This is a genomic window from Micromonospora sp. ATLC16, from assembly GCF_057196645.1.
Window position 1 is genome coordinate 48,865 of record NZ_JBXUOW010000012.1, and the last position, 17,744, is coordinate 66,608.

Genomic DNA, 17,744 nt, shown 5'->3' on the forward strand with positions numbered 1-17,744 from the left:
GTCAGGTGTCGGTCGACCGCCACAGCCACCGCAGCGCGTCGGGCAGAAGGACGCCACCGTGGTTGGGGTTGTGGCCACCGTCGCCGAGTACGAGCCGGAAGTCGTACCCGGCCTCCGGCATCCGTGGCCTCGTCCGTCGCGGCATCGAACGCCAGAACCGGTAACCGAGCGGTCGGTCAGCCGTACGGGTCGAAGGGGATCCCGGCCGGCTTGGCGGCGTCGAGCAGGTACTCGAACGAGCCGTCCTTGATCTTGATGGTGGCGGCGCCGAAGTCGGCGTCCATCAGCCGGGTGCGCAGCGTGGTGCTGGGCCAGCCGTTCCAGTCGACCACGGGTGGGTAGTGCCAGACGTGGTAATGGTTCTCCGGCGGCTCGTCGTTGTTGTTGGCGAGTCGGAAGAAGTGCGTCGACGCGCCGTCCTTGTGGTAGACGACCTTCGGATGGGTGCCGTCGAACCGCACCTGCGTGCGAGGGTAGGTGCGCCGACTGCTGTGTTGGGTGGTGCTGACGTACTCGACCCGGTTGGTCGCCTGGTCGACCCAGGAGATGACGTGCTCCCAGTCGTGCCGATGGCCGCCGAGACCGCTGCCGTGCACGGCCTGGTCCTTTTCGAAGTAGCTGGCGTAGACGATCGCGCACCAGCCGTTGTTGCACTTGGAGCGGGCGTACGTCTGCGACATGTCCAGATCGGAGCGGTCCCGGCAACTGCCGTTGATCGCCCCGGTGGTCTTCAGCCCGCCGTTGATCGTCCCGTCCGGGCTGATCGCCGACACGGCGTAGCAGCCGTCGGTGTCGTAGTCGTAGGCGGGCGAGAACGACGACTCGTAGCCGCCGGCATTGTGCGGCAGGTTGGGCAGTGAGTTCGCGTGTGCCGGTGCCGCCGGGACCAGGATGCCGAGCGCGGCGAGCCCGGCGACGAGCCGGGACAGCCAGCGCCGGTCGGACCTCGGTGGCTGGCCGGTGGTGAGTGTCGGTGGGGGAGTTGACGGCGATGCCACGGGATCCATTCGTCGCCTTCCTGGGCCGGAGCGCCTTGTCGGGCGCGCCTTTCTGATGCGTGAGCATCTATATCTCACGCCGGCAGGAAGCCGGTCAACGCTGAACGCGAGGCAGTCCCATTAACGTTCGGTGTGGAGGCGTCGTCCTCGACCACCAGCGGCCACCCGGATCATCGGCTGGGGACGGACCCAGGTCGGCGGCCTCCCCGCCTGACAGTTCCGCCGATCATGCAGTTGTGGTGCCTCACGAACGCCCCGAAACGAGATGTTCCGGGTGCCACACCTGCATGATCGGCGAGGGTTGTGCGGGGGAGCGCGGGGTGGGGTGGGATAGTGGGCGGTCGTGGCGAGGTATGGGGTGCTCAGTCTGCCGTCGAGTAACCGGGTTTACTCGGGGGCGGCCGTGGAGTTGACGCGGGCGGAACTGGAGATCTTCGGCGACGCGGTGCTCGGTGGGCGGATCGGTGACGTGGCGACCGCGACCGTCGGCGGGGCGCGCTACATCACCTTCGAGGTCGCCGGGGGCCTGAGCGAGCGGGACGCCGCGCTGCTGGGCAACCTCTCCAGCGCGTACGCGATCTTCGAGTTCGTCGGCGAGCTGCTGCGGCCCGTGCCGGTGACCCGGCTGGACCGCTTCGACGACGACCTGCTCACCATCCAGAAGTATCCGGGCAAGACCAACGAGCAGTTCACCAAGCTGCTGCTCAACCTCACGCTGCTCGCCTCGGACGGGGCCGACGAGCTGCTGACCCGGCGGTTCCGGGTGCTCGACCCGCTGTGTGGCCGGGGCACCACCCTCAACCAGGCGATGATGTACGGCTTCGACGCCGCCGGTCTGGACCGGGACAGCAAGGACTTCGAGGCGTACCAGACGTTTCTGAGCACCTGGCTCAAGCGCAAGCGAATCAAGCACCGCGTGCTGGAGTCCGGGCCGATCCGCCGGGAGCGCAAGGTGGTCGGGCGGCGGCTGCGGGTGGAACTGGCCGCATCGAAGGAGGCCCACAAGGCCGGCGACGTGCAGTCGGTGGACGTGGTGAGCGCCGACACCACCCGGGTCGGTGAGTTCTTCCGCCCGGAGTCGGTCGACGTCGTGGTGGCCGACGCGCCGTACGGAGTGCAGCACGGCAGCCGTACCGCCGAGACCGGCCTGGCCCGTGACCCGCTCGCGCTGCTCGCCGCCGCCGTGCCCGGGTGGGCACGGGTGCTGCGCCCCGGCGGCGCGCTGGGCATCTCGTGGAACACCAACGTCGCGCGGCGGGAGGAGGCCGCCGCCCGGCTGGCCGCGGCCGGCCTCACCGTCCTGGACACCGGCCCCTGGCGCGCCCTATCCCACCGCGTCGACCAGGCCATCATCCGCGACATCCTGATAGCCCAAAAACCCCACTAACCCCACTAACCCCACCCACCCACCCACCCCACCCCACCCCACCCGTCCTCCGCGTTGATCATGAGGTTGACGGCGATGTCGATCTCTGAAACTGCCGCTAACCTCATGATCAACGCGGCAGAGGGGTAGGGGCGGAGCGGGTGGGGGGGGTCAGCGGGGGTGGGCTTGGGGGCGGGCGGGGGTGGGGCCGAAGGCGGTGAGGAAGCGGTCGCGGAACTCGTGCATCGGCCAGACCGGGGCGTTGGCGTCCGGGGTCAGGCCGTCCTGCCAGCCCCAGTCGTTGATCCGCTCGAACACGGCCGGGTCCTTGGCCACGATGTGGATCGGCACGTCGTGGCTCGGGTTCTCACCGGTGACGACGGGCGCGGGCTGGTGGTCACCGACGAAGACCAGCACCGTGTCGTCGTCGCCGTACCTCTCCACATAGGAGATGAGCGTACGCAGCGTGTAGCTGATCGAGTGCCGGTAACCGGTGCGGGCCTGCGCCGTCGGCGTACCGATGATGCCCCGCCGGAACACCTCACCGTCGTCGATGGTGTCCCAGTCGACAAGCGACGGCACCTTCGTCCAGGGGGAGTGGCTGGAGACCAGGGCCAGCTCGGCCATGACCGGACGGTCCTGCTGCCCGGCCAGCTCCCGCTCGTGGAACTGGTGGATGGCGAACTGGTCGGGCATCGGGGCGAAGGCGAACTTGGGGCCCTGGTAACCCAGGTCGGGGCCGCTGTAGAACTGCTCGTAGCCGTAGAAGGCACCCTCCGGCCAGGCCTGGTTAACCGCCGGCATCACTCCGACCGTACGCCAGGAGGCGCGCCGGAACGCGTCGCCGAGGGTGAACCGGTCGGTGGCGAGCAGGTTCCGGTAGCGCTGGTTGTTGTCCACCCACAGGCCGGAGAGCAGGGTGGCGTGTGCCAGCCAGCTCGCCCCGCCGACCGTCGGCGAGGTGAGGAAGCCGCTGCGGGTGGCGAACCCGGCCGTGGCCAGCCGATCGGCGCTCTCGTCGAGCATCCGGGGAATGGCCGCGAACTCGGCGTCGGTGACCGCGTCGCGGCCGTAACTCTCCACGAAGGCGACCAGCACGTTCTTGCCGCGTAAGCCGGTGAGCAGCTGCTCGGCGGGCACGTCCCGGAACGGGTCCACCCCCACCTCGTTGGAGAACGCCTGGCGGTCGTAGAGCCGGTCCCGGACCTCGGCGGCATGCTCCTGAACCAGGATGGTGGCGTTGGTGTCGGCCATTGGCATGGCGGGCACGATCCGCGCCCCGAAGGCGGCCAGCACCGCCCAGACCACCACCAGCGTGGCGACCGCCCGGGTGCTGCCGGTCCGGTGCCGGGTCACCAACCCGGACAGCCGCACCGCCGACAGGGCGGTCAGCACCGGCACGGCCAGCAGGACCAACCCGACGCCGAGCGCGATGGCGATCGCGCCCGGCCGGCCGATCGACTCGGCCACGAAGGTGAACGCCTCGTCCAGTAGCGACCAGTCCAGCACCAGGTCGAACGGACGCCCCAGCGACGAGTAGAAGCCCAGGTCACCGACCTTCACCACGGCGACGAGCCCGAGCAGTCCACCGGCCAGCGCGGCCACCACCCGGCGGGGCCGACCGGGCAGCGCGAGCAGCAGCGCGGCCAGCAGCAGCGCCTCCAGCGGGATCCGCAGGAACGCGCCGGGTTCCAGCTGCCACGGCCGGTTGGGCAGGGTGAACGCGACCAGCACCAGCAGCGCGGCGAGCGCCGTGGCCACCCGCGCGAGGATCCGACGGCGCCTGGTGACCGGCGGGTCGGCGGTGGCGTTTGGGTACTGGTCGGCGTCGGACGGGCACGCCGGGTCGGCGATCGACAACTGGGTCTCCCGGATCAGCGCAGCGAAAGGGCGGGGGCGGTCGACAGGTCGCGCTCGTCGACCCGGTCGGCCCGGCGTACCCCGATCGGCACGGTCGGCATGGTCGGCACCGCCGGCACCACCAGGGCCGGCGCGGTCCGGACCGGTCGGTGCCGCCACAACCAGCTGACGTCCCGCCCGAACGATTCGAGCAGCAGGCCCAACGCGGCCACCAGCACGATAGCGGTCAGCATCCCGGGCAGCACCTGGGCGGCGGCGACCGCGAGCATGATCCCCTGGACCGCGGCGACCACCTTACGCCAGTACCGGTGCGGCAGCTGCGCGTTCATCCAGGGCAGCAGCCAGCCGGCGACCAGGAAGGCGTACCGCATCAGGCCGATGGCGAGCACCCAGGCACCGATCGACGGGGCGACGTGAACGCTCAGCATCAGCACCAGGAACGAGTCGACCTCCATGTCGAACCGGGCGCCGAGGGCGCTGGTCGTCCCGGTGCGGCGGGCCACCTTGCCGTCGACCGCGTCGAGGGCCAGGGCCACCGCCGTCATCGCCACCAGCAGCGCCACCGGCGCGGGGCGATCGCCGATCATTGAGTCGGCGATGAGCGCGGTCACCGCCCCGACGAGCAGTCCGCGACCCATCGTCACCCAGTCGGCCGGTCCCAGTCGGTCCGAGCCCGCGTGACGGAGCGCACGTACGAGTGCCAGGCAGGTCACCGCCCCGTACGCCAGGCCCGACAGCCAGCCCGCGACACCGAGACCGACCGTCGCGGCGAGCGCCGCCAGCAGCACGATCTGGACGATCAGCCCAATTTGCGGACCGGTTCGAACTGTGGACACCGTGCCTCCGTGATTATGATCGACGACCCCTACCAGGGACTACGGAAAATACGACGGATCGGTTCGGTCTGGACGCAGGTAAGGAGAAAAATCCGGTGACGCGTACCGCCCTCGCCTTCTGGCTCCGGGCTCCCGGCGCGGGTGAGATTCGTCCGGTGACGCTGCCGGAACCAGACGCCGACGAGGTCCTCGTCCGCGCACGGTACTCCGGCGTCAGCCGGGGCACCGAGACCCTGGTCTTCACCGGGGGCGTGCCTGCCAGCCAGTACGCCGCGATGCGCGCCCCGTTCCAGGATGGCGATTTCCCGGCCCCGGTCAAGTACGGCTACCTTAGCGTCGGCGAGGTCGAGCAGGGCCCGGCGCACCTGCTCGGGCGTACGGTGTTCTGCCTGCACCCGCATCAGAGCGCGTACGTGGTGCCGGCGGAGGCGGTGACCGTCGTACCGGCGGAAGTGCCGGCGGCCCGCGCGGTGCTGGCCGGCACGGTGGAGACCGCCGTCAACGCGCTGTGGGACGCGCCGCCCCTGGTCGGCGACCGGGTGACCGTCATCGGGGGTGGCATGGTCGGCTGTGCGGTGACCGCCCTGCTGGCCCGTTTCCCCGGCGTACGGGTGGAACTGGTCGACACCGATCCGTCCCGCGCCGAGGTGGCCGCCGCGTTGGGCGCCGACTTCGCCACCCCCGAAACCGCCAGCGGCGGCCGTGACCTGGTGGTGCACGCCAGCGCCAGCGCCGCCGGCCTGCAACGCGGCCTGGACCTGCTCGCGCCGGAAGGCACCCTGCTCGAACTGAGCTGGTACGGCGACCGGCCGGTGCAGCTGTCCCTCGGCGGCGCGTTCCACTCCGGACGGCTGAACATCCGCAGCAGCCAGGTCGGCATGGTGGCACCGGCACGACGCGGCAGTCGCAGCTACGCCGACCGGATGGCACTCGCCCTGGACCTGCTCGGCGACCCGGCCTTCGACGTGCTGATCACCGGCCGGTCGCCGTTCGCGGAACTGCCCGACGTGCTCGCCCGACTCAGCGGGGGCGACCTGCCCGCGCTGTGCCATCTCATCACCTACGACGGGAAGTGAACCGTGTTCAGCGTGACCGTCCGTGACCACATCATGATCGCCCACAGCTTCCGTGGTGAGGTCTTCGGCCCCGCCCGACGGCTGCACGGCGCGACGTTCGTGGTCGACGCCACCTTCCGCCGACCGGGCCTCGACGACGACGGCATCGTGGTCGACATCGGCCTGGCCACCGACCAGCTCAAGGCGGTGCTCGGCGAGCTGAACTACCGCAACCTCGACGACGATCCCGCGTTCGCCGGGCAGAACACCACCACCGAGGTGCTGGCCCGCACCATCGCCGACCGGCTCGCCGGGCGGGTGGCCGCCGGTCAACTGGGCGGCGGCGCCCGGGGCCTGACCGGGATCACGGTCACCCTGCACGAGTCGCACGTGGCGTGGGCCAGCTACGAGCGGGCGCTGCCCGACTCGACCGCCGTCGGTGAGGGTGCCGCCTGACGTGCCGACCCTGCACGTGATCCTGCCGGGCGACATCGACGACCCGGCGTCACCCAGCGGCGGCAACGGCTACGACCGGCGGATCTGCGCCGGGCTCACCGCCGCCGGCTGGTCGGTCCGCGAGCACGCCGTGGCCGGTGACTGGCCGCGACCGTCCCCGGCCGCGCGGGCCGCGCTGGCCCGGGTGCTGGCCGGCACGCCGGACGGGGCGCTGGTGCTGGTCGACGGCCTGGTCGGCTCGGTGGTGCCGGACGTCCTGGCCGCCCACTCCGGGCGGTTGCGCCTGGTCGCGCTGGTGCACCTGCCCCGGGACGACGACACCGAGGCCCGGGCGTTGGCCGCGGTCACCGCCGTGGTGGCCACCAGCGCCTGGACCCGCGACGCGCTGCTGCGGCGGTACCCGTTGCCCGTCGAACGGGTGCACGTTGCCCCGCCCGGGGTGGACCCGGCGTCGCCGGCGCCCGGTTCGGCGACCGGTTCGGCCCTGCTCTGCGTCGCGGCAGTTGCCCGACACAAGGGCCACGATGTGCTGGTCGAGGCGCTGACCATGGTGGCCGACCGGCACTGGACGCTGACCTGCGTCGGACCGCTGCATCGGGAGCCGGAGTTCGTCGACCGGCTGCGTGCGCGGCGCGCCGCCGCGCGGCTCGTCGACCGGATCCGGCTGACCGGGCCGTTGGCCGGCGACCGGCTGGCCGCCGCGTACACCACCGCCGACCTGCTGGTGCACCCGTCGCGCGGTGAGACGTACGGGATGGTGGTCACCGAGGCGCTGGCCCGCGGCGTACCGGTGCTCGCCACCGCCGTCGGCGGCCTGCCCGACGCTCTCGGGCGGACGGCGGCGGGCGACCGGCCGGGTCTGCTGGTGCCGCCCGACGACCCGGCCGCACTCGCCACGGCCCTGCGTCGCTGGCTCGACGACGCGGCCCTGCGCACGCACCTGCGGCACGCCGCCGTCCAGCGACGGGACACCCTCGCCGACTGGAACAGCACGGTCGCCCAGATCACCACGGCCCTGAAGGAGGCGTCGACATGAGCATCGATCTCCCGCCGGATTTCGCGCGGTGGCTCGCGCTGCGGGAACCCGCCGACGTGGCATCCCGGTCCAGCGAACTGGTCGACAAGCTGCGGGCGGCGCTGCCCGGCCACCGCCCCCTGGTGGTGCATGATCTCGGTGCCGGGACCGGCTCACTGGGCCGCTGGCTGGCCCCGCTGCTGCCCGGCGCACAACACTGGATCCTGTACGACCAGGATCCCGAACTGCTGGCCCGGGCCCGCGCCGGCATGCCGGCCGTCGCCGCCGACGGCGCACCGGTGACCGTCGAGACGCGTCAGGGCGACCTGACTCGGCTGACCGCCGCCGAGCTGGCCGACGCCGCCCTGGTCACCGCCTCGGCCCTGCTCGACATGTTGACCGCCGAGGAACTCGACCGCCTGGTCGCCGCCTGCACCGAGGCGGGTTGCCCGGCACTCTTCCTGATCTCGGTGACCGGCACCGTGCGGTTGACCCCGGCCGATCCCCTGGACGACGAGGTCACCGTCGCCTTCAACGCGCACCAGCGTCGTGCCGTCGGCGGTCGGCGGCTGCTCGGGCCGGACGCGGTCGACGCCTGCGCCGCCGCCTTCGCCCGGCACGGGGTGGACGTGAAACTACGCCTCAGCCCCTGGCTGCTCGGTCCGGAGCAGGCCGCCCTGGCGGCGGAGTGGTTCACCGGATGGCTCGACGCGGCCCGGGAGGAACGCCCCGAGTTGACCGCCCGCACCGACGGGTACGCCCGCCGTCGGCTGGCGGAGGCTGAAACCGGTCGGCTCGGGGTACTGGTCGGTCACGTCGACCTGCTGGCGCTGCCGCGTTGAACCGGCAGCCGACCAACTGCGTACAGTCGGGGAAAGATCGTCATGCCGGGGAGGCGCGAGTGGGGGACGAAGGTGGCGGCGCCGCGCCCACGGCGACCCCGGTGGGCCGGTCGTTCTGGGGCTGGGCCCGGCTGCTGCTGGGACTGGCCGTCCTCGTCGGGCTGCTCTGCTGGTTCGGCACCGGTCCGTTCCTGGCCGGACTGCGGCTGATCGACGTGCCGGCCCTGGCCGCCGCGCTCGCCATCGGTGTCCTCACGACCGTCTGCGCCGCCTGGCGGTGGAGTCTCGTCGCGGGCGGGCTCGGGGTACGGCTGCCACTGCGGGAGGCGGTCGCCCACTGCTACCGGGCGATCTTCCTGAACGCGACGCTGCCCGGCGGGATCCTCGGTGACGTGCACCGCGCGGTGCGGCACGGCCGCGACGTGGGTGACGTCGGACGCGGCATCCGGGCGGTGGTGTGGGAACGGATGGCCGGGCAGCTCGTGCTGGTCGCGGTGGCCGTGGTGCTGTTGTTCGCCTTCCCGTCGCCGGTGCGCCCGTTCTTGCCGGTGGCGACCGCCGTGGCGGTGGCGGCGCTGGGCGCCGTGGTGCTGGCCGCCCGGCTGCTGCCCCAGTCCGGTGCCTCCCGGTGGGCGCGCGCGTCGGGTACCGCCGTATCGGACGTACGACGCGGGCTGCTCGGCCGGCGTACCTGGGCCGGGGTGCTGCTCGCCTCGGCGCTGGCCGTCGCCGGGCACCTCGCCACCTTCCTGGTGGCGGCACGCACGGCGGGTTCCACCGCCCCGCTGACCCTGCTGCTGCCGCTGACCCTGCTGGCCCTGCTCGCGATGGGGGTGCCGGCGAACGTCGCCGGGTTCGGCCCCCGCGAGGGGGTGGCCGCGTGGGCGTTCGCCGCCGCCGGCCTGACCGCCGCCGAGGGGGTGGCCACCGCGACGGTGTACGGCGCCCTGGTGCTCGTCGCGAGCCTGCCCGGAGCCGCCGTGCTGCTGGCCCGACGTATCCGTGTACCCGCCACCGTCTGACGAGGAGACCCATGTCCGAATCACTGCCTGTCGCCACCATCCGGACGCAGGTCACCGTGCCGCTGCGGTTTCCCGACGGTTACACCACCACGGCCCGGCTGTTCACGTTCGACGGGCTGGTCGACGGCCGGGAGCACCTCGCCTTCGCCCTCGGCGACCCCGCCGCGGCCGAACGCGGTGGCAACGTGCCACTGGTCCGCCCGCACAGCGAATGTCTCACCGGCGACGTGTTCGGCAGCCAGCGCTGCGACTGCGGGCCGCAGTTGCACGAGGCGGTGCAGCGCATCGCCGAGGTCGGCGGCTACCTGCTCTACCTGCGCCAGGAGGGTCGGGGCATCGGGCTGTACGCAAAGCTGGACGCGTACGCGTTGCAGGACGCGGGGCTGGACACCTTCGAGGCCAACGTCGCGCTCGGTCACGCCGAGGACGAACGCGACTACACCGTGGCGGCGCAGATGCTCGCCGCGCTCAGCGTCGGACCGATCGCGGTGCTGAGCAACAACCCGGAGAAGACCGAGCAGTTGGAGCGGCTCGGGATCACTGTGACCGAGCAGATGCCGACCGGCGTTTTCCTGTCCCCGGCCAACGCCGACTACCTCGCGGCGAAGGCCAGCCGCGCGGCCCGCGCCGCCGACCTTCCCTGCGTCCGGTGACCGGCCCGCCCGGGGTCGCCCGGCCGTACGTGCTGCTCAGTTGCGCCACCTCGATCGACGGCTACATCGACGACGCCACCGACGAGCGGCTACTGCTGTCCAACGACGCGGATCTCGACCGGGTCGACGAGGTCCGGGCCGGCTGCGACGCGATCCTGGTCGGCGCCGGCACCGTTCGCCGGGACGATCCCCGGTTGCTGGTGCGCTGCGACCGTCGTCGGGCCAAACGGGTCGCCCGTGGCCTGCCGGCATCGCCGATCCGGGTGTCCGTGACCGGCTGCGGCGACCTGGACCCCGAGGCCCGGCTGTTCACCGTGGGTGACACCGACCGGATCGTCTACAGCGCCAGTGGTGCGGTCGAGAAGACCCGGCACCGGCTGGGTGCGCTGGCCACCGTGGTCGACGCCGGTGATCCGGTCGACCTGCGGCGGATGCTGACCGACCTGGCCGAGCGGGGTGTCGGCCGCCTGTTGGTGGAGGGCGGCGCGGGCGTGCACGGCCAGTTCCTCGCCGCCGGCCTCGCCGACGAGCTGCACCTGGTGGTGGCCCCGTTCTTCGTCGGTGACCGGCGGGCGCCGAGGTTCGTCGGCGATGGTCACTTCCCGTGGCACGCCGGCCGGCGGGCGCAGGTGGTGGAGGCGCGCCAGATCGGTGACGTGGTACTCACCCGCTATGCGTTGTCCGAACGCTGCGAGGCGCCGTCGACCGACTGACGGTCGCCCGATGCGGCATCGCGCGGTGTCCCGTGCGGCGTGTAGCGGAGCATCCCGCGTCTCGCGGTGTCCGAGCGACGGGAAGGCGCGACATGCCGCACGTCGGGCTAGGCCGAAGGGCGGTCGAGGAGCATCAGCCGGGCGCGTTTGTCGGGCAGGTCGATCAGCGGGCCGTCGACGAAGCCGGCCCGGCGCAGTCGGGTGATCGCCTTCTCGTTGCGGGCGTCCGGCTCCATCACCAGACGTAGCCGGCTGGGGTCGGTGAAGACGAAGGCGACGAACTCGCCCAGCAGCGTGCCGGTGAAGCCCGGTTCGGGGCGTACCGGGGTGCCGATCAGCAGGTGTCCGCCGTGGTCGCCGGGGCGTACCGGGTAGCACTCGCCGACCGGGTCGTGCTCCGGTTCGTAGGTCTGGAACAGCGCCACCGGACGCCCGTCGCGCAGGGCGAGGTACGCGTGGTGGGTGGACAGCGAGTCCACGTACCGGTAGATCTCGGCGACCTGCTCCCGGTCGGCGTCGCGCATCCCCCAGAACCGGGCCCGCTCCTGACAGACCCACGAGTGGATCACGTCGGCGTCGGCGTCGGGCTCGACCGGCCGGAAGGTGACCACACCGAATCGGGGCACGCGTCGTTCGTGGTGGTGCCGGTCAGTCATCGTGCTCCTCGGTCAGCCGGTCCCAGTCACAGCCGGCCCGGATCAGGTCACCGCGCACCCACAGCGGCAGTTGGTCGTCGCGGTGCGGTCCGCTTCCGGTGGCGCCGAGCGGCACCACCCAGCGGCTGTTGTCCCGCCGGGCCAGGTCCCACACGTAGCGGGCCGCCGGCCCGCGCAGGCACAGGTCGGTGACTCCGGGAACGCTGGAGGTGGCCAGCACACAGTCGTGGTCGCCGGAGAGCTGCGGACCCGGCGGCGCGGCCGGGTCGGGCAGCGCCCGCCACGGCACGAGCCGGTGCCGTTCGCCCCAGCCCGGGGGGTCGCCGGCGGCGGCCACCTCCGTCAGGGCCTCGCTCAGCAGGTCGGCCCGATCCAGGCCGGGCAGGTTGGCGTACAGCAGCGGATTCACCGCGTACCCGACCCGGGTCGGCAGGGTCAGCCACGGCCGGAACACCTCGGGATAGGCGGGCGGGTCGGCCAGCGTTGCCAGCGCGGGGTGGCCGGCCAGCCGGCGGGTCACGGCGGCCCGCAGGTCGGCGAAGGCGGCGGCGTCGACGCTGTCGGCGGCCATCCGGCGATCCCAGGCGAGCAGCCGTTCCCGCAGTCCGGCGGCGGCCGGACCGAGCCCGTCCAGCGTGGCGAGCAGGTCCAGCAGCGGCGCGGCGGCGGCCAGGTAGGTGTCGGTGTGCACGGTCGCCAACTGCTCGGCCCGCCAGCCGTCGGTGGCGTCCAGCAGTTGGCGGATCCGGTCGGCCCGGTACGGCGGCGCGAACTCCACGCCGAGCCCGGCGGCGAGGCCACGGTCGTTGGCCATCACCGCCACCCGGTCGACCGGTGCCTTCGGCATGTCGTGCCAGCCCTGCCAGGCGTGGCCCGGCTCCCATCCGGGGACCATCCGCAGCCCGTTGTCCCGGTGGCGTCGGGGCACCCGGCCGGCCACCCGGTGCAGCAGTCCGCCGGTCGTGTCGGCCGCGAGGACCACGTTCACCGGCTCGACCCAGCCGTCCAGTGCCGCGTCGACGTCGTCGACGGTGCGTGCCCGCAGCAACGCCGGCAGGACGCCGAAGCCCAGCTCACCGAGGACGCGGGGCGGGTAGCGCAGGCTGACCGTGACGGCTGGGTCGTCGTCCGGACCGCCGGAGACCAGCGGCCCCCGGTCGGTCTCGATCACCTCGACCTCGACCGGTTCGGCACCGGCCACCTCGATCGTCTCGACGTGCCGGTGCGCGGGCCGCCACCCGTGCGGCCCGTACGCCTCGACGCGGTCGCCCCGGCGGCGCAGCCGTTCGGCGTAACCGTCCTGGTAGTCGGCCATCGCGTTGGTGATCGCCCAGGCGACCTGCCCGGCATGCCCGAAGTGAGGGATGCCCGGGACGCCGGGCACGGCGAACCCGAGCACGTCGTACTCCGGGCAGGCGAGACGGACCTGCTGGTAGATGCCGGGCGCCTCGATGAACCGGTGCGGATCACCGGCGATCAGGGCGGCCCCGGTGGCGGTACGGTCGGCGGCGAGCAGCCAGCCGTTGCTGCCCGAGGTGACCTGGTTGTCGACGGCGAACAGGCCGGTGGCCTGCGGGCCGAGTCGCCGTGTCACGTGGTCGCGCCAGAGTTTGGTGCCGAAGCCCGCGAAGAGCACGTGGTGACCGAGCCAGATCGCCAGCGGCGTCCACGGCTGCCAGCGGCCCGGTCGCAGCCCGGTGGCGGCGAACTCGGCAGCCTGCGCCGCACCGGCGGCCAGCGCGGCGTTGACCCCGTCCACGTAGCGACCCACCCACTCGGCGGTGGCCGGGTCGAGGGCGGCGTGGCAGCGCCGCGCGGTGTCGTCGAGCCTCGCCCGGCGGGCGAAGCTGTCCCAGGCCACCGCCTCGGCGCCCAGGAACGAGGCGGAGGTGCCCTGGGACCGGTGCCGTTCCACCTCGATCTGCCAGGCCCGGTCCAGGGCGGTGACCTGGCCCTGGGCGTAGGCCAGCGACGTGTGATCGTCGGCGCGCAGGTGCGGGACGCCGTAAGCGTCGCGGTAGCGGCGGGCGCTCACCGCGCCATCGTACCGACTCGGGCACGAGCGGCCGGAACCACCAGCGGCGTGCCGGTCTCCGGGTCGTCGATGACCCGGCAGGGCAGGCCGAAGACCTCCTCGACCAGTTCGGCGGTGACGATCCGGCGGGGTTCACCGGCGGCCACCACCCGGCCATCGCGCATCGCGATCAGGTGGGTGGCGTAGCGGGCGGCGTGGTTGAGGTCGTGCAGCACCGCGACCAGCGTGCGGCCCTGCTCCTCGTGCAGCCGGGCACACAGGTCGAGGACCTCGATCTGGTGGGCGATGTCGAGGTACGTGGTGGGTTCGTCCAGCAGCAGCAGGGGCGTCTGCTGGGCCAGCGCCATGGCCAGCCAGACCCGCTGCCGCTGACCGCCGGAGAGTTCGTCGATCAGCCGGTCGCCGAGGTCGTCGACGCCGGTGGCGGCCATCGACTCGGCGACGATCCGCTCGTCGTCGGGGGACCACTGCCGCAGCAGCCCCTGGTGCGGGTAGCGCCCCCGGGCGACCAGCTCGGCCACCCCGATGCCGTCGGGGGCGATCGGCGACTGGGGCAGCAACCCGAGCGTACGGGCCACGGCGCGGGCGGGAAGTCGGTGGATGTTCGCACCGTCGAGCAGCACGGCCCCGGCTGCCGGCTTCAGCAGTCGCGACAGCGCCCGCAGCAGCGTGGACTTGCCGCACGCGTTCGGGCCGATGATGACCGTGAAGGAGTGGTCGGGCACGGCAACGGTGAGGCCCTCGGCGACGACACGTCGGTCGTAGGCGAGCCGCAGCCCGTTGCCACCGAGCCGGGAGGTCGACATGCTGGTTGCTCCGTTCTCGGATGTCTTGGCCGGGGTCGGCACGGTGGTCGGGGTCGGCACCCTGGTCGGGTGCGGTGTGCCGGACTGGTCGGTCGTCACAGTCGACCCGCCCGGCGCTCGGTGGCCAGCAGCCACACCAGGTAGCCGCCGCCGATCACGCCGGTCACCACGCCGACCGGCAGCTGACCGGGGAGGGCGCGCAGGGCGACCTGATCGGCGACGACGGTGATCAGCGCGCCGATGAACGCTGCCGGCAGCAGGGTGACCCCGGGTGCCCGGGTGAGCCGGCGGGCGAGGTGGGGGGCGGTGAGCGCGACGAACGGCACCGGCCCGGCGGCGGCCGCGGAGAGCGCCACCAGCAGCACGGCCCCGGCGAGCAGCAGCATCCGCATCCGGTGCACACTCACCCCCAGCCCACTGGCGGCGTCGTCGCCCAGCTCGGTCATCCGCAGCGCCGGAGCGCAGGCCAGCAGCGCCGGCACCAGCACCGCGAGGGCGACCAGCAGCGGTACGGCGTCGGACCAGCCGCGACCGTCGAGGCTGCCGGTGAGCCAGAGCATCGCCCGGGAGGCGCTCATCAGCGGTATCCGGGTCATCAGGTAGCCGTTGACGCCGGTGAGGATGGCCGACATGCCGATGCCGACCAGGACCAGCCGGTAGCCGTGTACGCCGCGCCGCCAGGCGATCAGGTAGATGAGCAGGCCGGTGACCACACCGCCGAGGGCCGCGGAACCGGCGAGCGCGGCGCTGCTGCCGGCGACGGCGACCACGACGAGCGCGCCGGTCGCGGCGCCCTGGGTGAAGCCGAGCACGTCCGGGCTGCCCAGCGGATTGCGGACCAGCGACTGGAAGACCGCCCCGGCCAGACCGAGCGCGGTACCCACGGCCAGGCCGGTGACCAGTCTGGGCAACCGCAACTGGGTGACGATGAACTCCTCGGCGGCGCTGCCGCCACCGGTCAGCGTGCGCAGCACGTCGGCCGGTGACATCGGGTACTCGCCATGTCCGACGGCCAGCACGCCGACGCCGACGGTCAGTAGCAGGCAGAGCGCGCCGACGGCGAGGACGCGGGGACGCAACCGGACGGAGAGCTGCCCGGGTGTACGAATCACGATCATGAGCGGGTCGTCCTCGTCCTGAGCACCAGCGTCAGGAACAGCGGGCCGCCGACCACGGCGGTGATCAGCCCGACCTGGAGTTCGCCGGGACGGCCGACGACCCGGCCGAGCACGTCGGAGCCGAGCAGCAGCACCGGGGCGAGCAGCGCGCAGTAGGGCAGCAGCCAGCGCAGGTCGGGGCCGGTGAGGGCCCGGACCAGGTGCGGCACGAGCAGCCCGACGAAGACGATCGGCCCGCAGGCGGCGGTGGCGGCCCCGCAGAGCAGGGTGATGGCGAGGATCACACCGGCCCGGGCCACGGCCGGCCGGGCGCCCAGGGCCTGCGCGGCGTCGTCGCCGAGGGCGAGCGCGTTGAGCGGTCGGGCAGCGGCCAGCGCGACCAGCAGCCCGACGGCGATGAACGGCAGCACCCGCAGCACCGTGCCGTCGTCGGCGCTGGCCAGTGACCCGACGGTCCAGAAGCGCAGCCGTTCCAGGCCGGCCGCGTCGAGCAGCATCACCGCGCTGACGTACGAGTACAGGGCCGCGTTGAGGGCCGCGCCGGCCAACGCCAGGCGGGCCGGGGTGGCCGCGCGACCGCCACCGACCGCGTACACCCCGATGGTGACGACGGCGGCGCCGAGCAGCGCGAACCACACCTGCCCGGTGCCGCCGCCGAGGCCGAACAGGGCGGTGGCGGTCGCGATGGCGGCGGCGGCTCCGGCGTTGATGCCGAGCAGGCCGGGGTCGGCCAGCGGGTTGCGGGTGAGCGCCTGCATCGCCGCGCCGGCCACCCCGAGCGCGGCGCCGGCCAACAGCCCGAGCAGCGTCCGGGGCAGCCGTAGCTCCCGTACGACCGCGTACTCGGCGGCGTCGCGGTCGGTCAGGGCGTGCCAGACCTCGGACGGGGGGATCGGCTTGGCGCCGACGGCCATGCTGAGCACCGCGACCGTGAGCAGGGTCAGCGCGGCCATGAGGAGACCGCTGGCGCGCAGGGCGGTACGGCGGCGCCGGGGCGGTGTGGTCGACCGGGTCGGCGTTTCATAGGGTGGCGACTCGATGACGGACAGTGTGAACTCCAGTGTAGTGCGAAAACGCCGTCGGGACTTGACAGGGGCCGAGTTTAGGCACGAGGTTAGGTTAGGTTAGCCTAACCCTCGGCTGTCCATGGTCCGAGACCCTGATCGAAAGACGACACGAATGTCTGAGCACCTCTCCGCCCATCGCCTCTCCCGCCGGGGGCTGCTCGCCGTCGGCGGAGCCGCCGTGGCCGCCGCACTCGTCGGCTGCGGCCGCGACGATTCCTCCGAAGTCGCCGGCGACAACACCTCAGGGCCCTGGTCGTTCACCGACGACCGCCCCGAGAAGGTCACCGCCGACGCCCGGCCGGAACGGGTGGTCGCCTTCACCGGCTCCGCCGCGGCACTCGTCGATTTCGGACTCGGAAGCGAGATCGTTGGCGTCTTCGGCGAGACGAAGAAGGCCGACGGCAGCGTGGAGCCGCAGGCCGGTGACCTGCACGTGGAGAGCGTGGAGATCCTCGGCAACGTCTGGGGCGAGTTCAGCGTCGAGAAGTACGCCGCTCTCCGCCCGGAGCTGCTGGTCACCCACTCGTACGACCCGGGCGCCTACTGGTACGTGCCGGACGAGAGCAAGGACAAGATCCTGCCGCTGGCGCCGGTGGTGACCATCTCCACCGCCCGGGTGCCGATGACCACGCCGATCGAACGGTACGCCCAGCTCGCCGAGTCCCTCGGCGCCGACCTGTCCGCGTCCAAGGTCACCGACGCCAAGGCACGGTTCGAGGCCGCCGCGGAGGCGGTCCGCCAGGCCGTCGCGGCCAACCCGGGCATCAAGGTGATGGCCGCCTCGGGCAGCCCCGACCTGTTCTACGTCTCCAACCCCAAGGTCAGCACCGACCTGATGTACTTCGCCGAACTCGGCGTCGACATCGTGGTGCCGACCAAGCTTGAGGCCGGCGACTACTTCGAGGCGCTCAGCTGGGAGAACGCCGGCAAGTTCCCCGCCGACCTGATCCTGCTCGACAACCGCGGCACCGCCCTGCAACCCACCGATCTGGCCGCCAAGCCCACCTGGAAGCAACTGCCCGCCGTGCAGGCCGGGCAGGTCGCGCCGTGGGACGCGGTGCCCCGGTTCTCGTACGCGGGCGCGGCTCCGCTGCTGGAGAACCTCGCCAAGGCGATCCAGGGAGCGAGGAAGCTCACCTGACGCGGCCGGGCGGCCGGCCACGGTCGACCACCGCACCGGCCGCCCCGCAACCCCCCCCAGGACCGAACTGCCCGCCGCCCACCTGTCGTGCGGCGGGTTCCGGCT

15 protein-coding genes and 2 pseudogenes are annotated in these 17,744 nt (G+C 72.7%); 9 read left to right on the forward strand and 8 right to left on the reverse strand.

Annotated features, from left to right (window positions below; genetic code table 11):
- Position 1 precedes the first annotated feature (1 nt).
- Positions 2–118: pseudogene (locus AC2CHE_RS07695) on the reverse strand (esterase family protein); the annotation flags it as partial.
- A 58-nt stretch (positions 119–176) separates the two neighbouring features.
- On the reverse strand, positions 177–1,007 hold the full coding sequence (locus AC2CHE_RS07700) for an NPP1 family protein (RefSeq protein WP_484504191.1): 831 nt from the start codon (positions 1,005–1,007) through the stop codon (positions 177–179).
- Between the two features lie 334 nt (positions 1,008–1,341).
- On the opposite strand from AC2CHE_RS07700, the gene AC2CHE_RS07705 reads away from it, so the two are divergent.
- Positions 1,342–2,385 carry a TRM11 family SAM-dependent methyltransferase gene (locus AC2CHE_RS07705; RefSeq protein WP_484504192.1) on the forward strand — a complete coding sequence of 348 codons (1,044 nt, stop codon included), beginning with the start codon at positions 1,342–1,344 and terminating at the stop codon, positions 2,383–2,385.
- A 109-nt stretch (positions 2,386–2,494) separates the two neighbouring features.
- On the opposite strand, the pseudogene AC2CHE_RS07710 reads toward AC2CHE_RS07705, so the two are convergent.
- Positions 2,495–5,096 (reverse strand): annotated as a pseudogene (locus AC2CHE_RS07710) (CDP-alcohol phosphatidyltransferase family protein).
- Positions 5,097–5,155: 59 nt separating this feature from the next.
- Between AC2CHE_RS07710 and AC2CHE_RS07715 the strand changes: the two are divergent.
- From AC2CHE_RS07715 to AC2CHE_RS07745, 7 genes are read left to right on the forward strand one after another with little or no spacing between them, the layout of a single operon-like run.
- A complete protein-coding gene (locus AC2CHE_RS07715) occupies positions 5,156–6,136 on the forward strand; it encodes a zinc-dependent alcohol dehydrogenase (protein WP_484504193.1) in 981 nt (326 codons plus the stop codon).
- A 3-nt stretch (positions 6,137–6,139) separates the two neighbouring features.
- Positions 6,140–6,571: a 6-pyruvoyl trahydropterin synthase family protein gene (locus AC2CHE_RS07720; RefSeq protein WP_484504194.1), complete on the forward strand. Its 432-nt coding sequence runs from the start codon at positions 6,140–6,142 to the stop codon at positions 6,569–6,571.
- A 1-nt stretch (position 6,572) separates the two neighbouring features.
- Complete coding sequence (locus AC2CHE_RS07725; protein WP_484504195.1) at positions 6,573–7,607, forward strand: glycosyltransferase family 4 protein; 1,035 nt, start codon at positions 6,573–6,575, stop codon at positions 7,605–7,607.
- Complete coding sequence (locus AC2CHE_RS07730) at positions 7,604–8,428, forward strand: methyltransferase domain-containing protein (protein WP_484504196.1); 825 nt, start codon at positions 7,604–7,606, stop codon at positions 8,426–8,428. Before AC2CHE_RS07725 ends, AC2CHE_RS07730 begins: the two co-directional genes overlap by 4 nt.
- Positions 8,429–8,487: 59 nt before the next feature.
- Complete coding sequence (locus tag AC2CHE_RS07735; protein WP_484504197.1) at positions 8,488–9,450, forward strand: lysylphosphatidylglycerol synthase domain-containing protein; 963 nt, start codon at positions 8,488–8,490, stop codon at positions 9,448–9,450.
- Positions 9,451–9,461: 11 nt separating this feature from the next.
- Positions 9,462–10,103 carry a GTP cyclohydrolase II gene (locus AC2CHE_RS07740; protein ID WP_484504198.1) on the forward strand — a complete coding sequence of 214 codons (642 nt, stop codon included), beginning with the start codon at positions 9,462–9,464 and terminating at the stop codon, positions 10,101–10,103.
- Entirely contained in the window at positions 10,100–10,816 is a 717-nt protein-coding gene (locus AC2CHE_RS07745) for a RibD family protein (RefSeq protein ID WP_484504199.1), read from the forward strand. Before AC2CHE_RS07740 ends, AC2CHE_RS07745 begins: the two co-directional genes overlap by 4 nt.
- A gap of 107 nt (positions 10,817–10,923) precedes the next feature.
- Here AC2CHE_RS07745 and AC2CHE_RS07750 read toward each other — a convergent pair whose 3' ends face one another.
- The 5 genes from AC2CHE_RS07750 to AC2CHE_RS07770 all read right to left on the reverse strand — a co-directional run bounded on the left by AC2CHE_RS07750 (position 10,924) and on the right by AC2CHE_RS07770 (position 16,384).
- The gene (locus tag AC2CHE_RS07750) at positions 10,924–11,472 is read right to left on the reverse strand and encodes a GNAT family N-acetyltransferase (protein WP_484504200.1); all 549 of its coding nucleotides are present in this window, start codon (positions 11,470–11,472) and stop codon (positions 10,924–10,926) included.
- Positions 11,465–13,507, reverse strand: coding sequence for a penicillin acylase family protein (locus AC2CHE_RS07755; protein ID WP_484504201.1), 2,043 nt, complete (start codon positions 13,505–13,507; stop codon positions 11,465–11,467). The genes AC2CHE_RS07750 and AC2CHE_RS07755 overlap by 8 nt, the downstream gene beginning before the upstream one ends.
- On the reverse strand, positions 13,504–14,313 hold the full coding sequence (locus AC2CHE_RS07760) for an ABC transporter ATP-binding protein (protein WP_484504202.1): 810 nt from the start codon (positions 14,311–14,313) through the stop codon (positions 13,504–13,506). Before AC2CHE_RS07760 ends, AC2CHE_RS07755 begins: the two co-directional genes overlap by 4 nt.
- A 95-nt stretch (positions 14,314–14,408) precedes the next feature.
- The gene (locus tag AC2CHE_RS07765; RefSeq protein ID WP_484504203.1) at positions 14,409–15,431 is read right to left on the reverse strand and encodes a FecCD family ABC transporter permease; all 1,023 of its coding nucleotides are present in this window, start codon (positions 15,429–15,431) and stop codon (positions 14,409–14,411) included.
- Positions 15,428–16,384 (reverse strand): FecCD family ABC transporter permease, encoded by a 957-nt coding sequence (locus tag AC2CHE_RS07770; RefSeq protein ID WP_484504204.1) that lies wholly within the window; start codon positions 16,382–16,384, stop codon positions 15,428–15,430. The genes AC2CHE_RS07765 and AC2CHE_RS07770 overlap by 4 nt, the downstream gene beginning before the upstream one ends.
- Before the next feature lie 226 nt (positions 16,385–16,610).
- Here AC2CHE_RS07770 and AC2CHE_RS07775 point away from each other — a divergent pair, with 226 nt between their 5' ends.
- Positions 16,611–17,639: an ABC transporter substrate-binding protein gene (locus tag AC2CHE_RS07775; RefSeq protein WP_484504205.1), complete on the forward strand. Its 1,029-nt coding sequence runs from the start codon at positions 16,611–16,613 to the stop codon at positions 17,637–17,639.
- Positions 17,640–17,744: the final 105 nt, after the last annotated feature.

What these genes read in the sequence shown, in the direction of transcription:
- AC2CHE_RS07700 (WP_484504191.1), bottom strand. Translation starts at nt 1,007, where the DNA reads ATGGATCCCGTGGCATCGCCGTCAACTCCCCCACCGACACTCACCACC.
- AC2CHE_RS07765 (WP_484504203.1), bottom strand. Translation starts at nt 15,431, where the DNA reads ATGATCGTGATTCGTACACCCGGGCAGCTCTCCGTCCGGTTGCGTCCC.
- AC2CHE_RS07740 (WP_484504198.1), top strand. Translation starts at nt 9,462, where the DNA reads ATGTCCGAATCACTGCCTGTCGCCACCATCCGGACGCAGGTCACCGTG.
- AC2CHE_RS07760 (WP_484504202.1), bottom strand. Translation starts at nt 14,313, where the DNA reads ATGTCGACCTCCCGGCTCGGTGGCAACGGGCTGCGGCTCGCCTACGAC.
- AC2CHE_RS07750 (WP_484504200.1), bottom strand. Translation starts at nt 11,472, where the DNA reads ATGACTGACCGGCACCACCACGAACGACGCGTGCCCCGATTCGGTGTG.
- AC2CHE_RS07730 (WP_484504196.1), top strand. Translation starts at nt 7,604, where the DNA reads ATGAGCATCGATCTCCCGCCGGATTTCGCGCGGTGGCTCGCGCTGCGG.
- AC2CHE_RS07775 (WP_484504205.1), top strand. Translation starts at nt 16,611, where the DNA reads ATGTCTGAGCACCTCTCCGCCCATCGCCTCTCCCGCCGGGGGCTGCTC.
- AC2CHE_RS07770 (WP_484504204.1), bottom strand. Translation starts at nt 16,384, where the DNA reads ATGGCCGCGCTGACCCTGCTCACGGTCGCGGTGCTCAGCATGGCCGTC.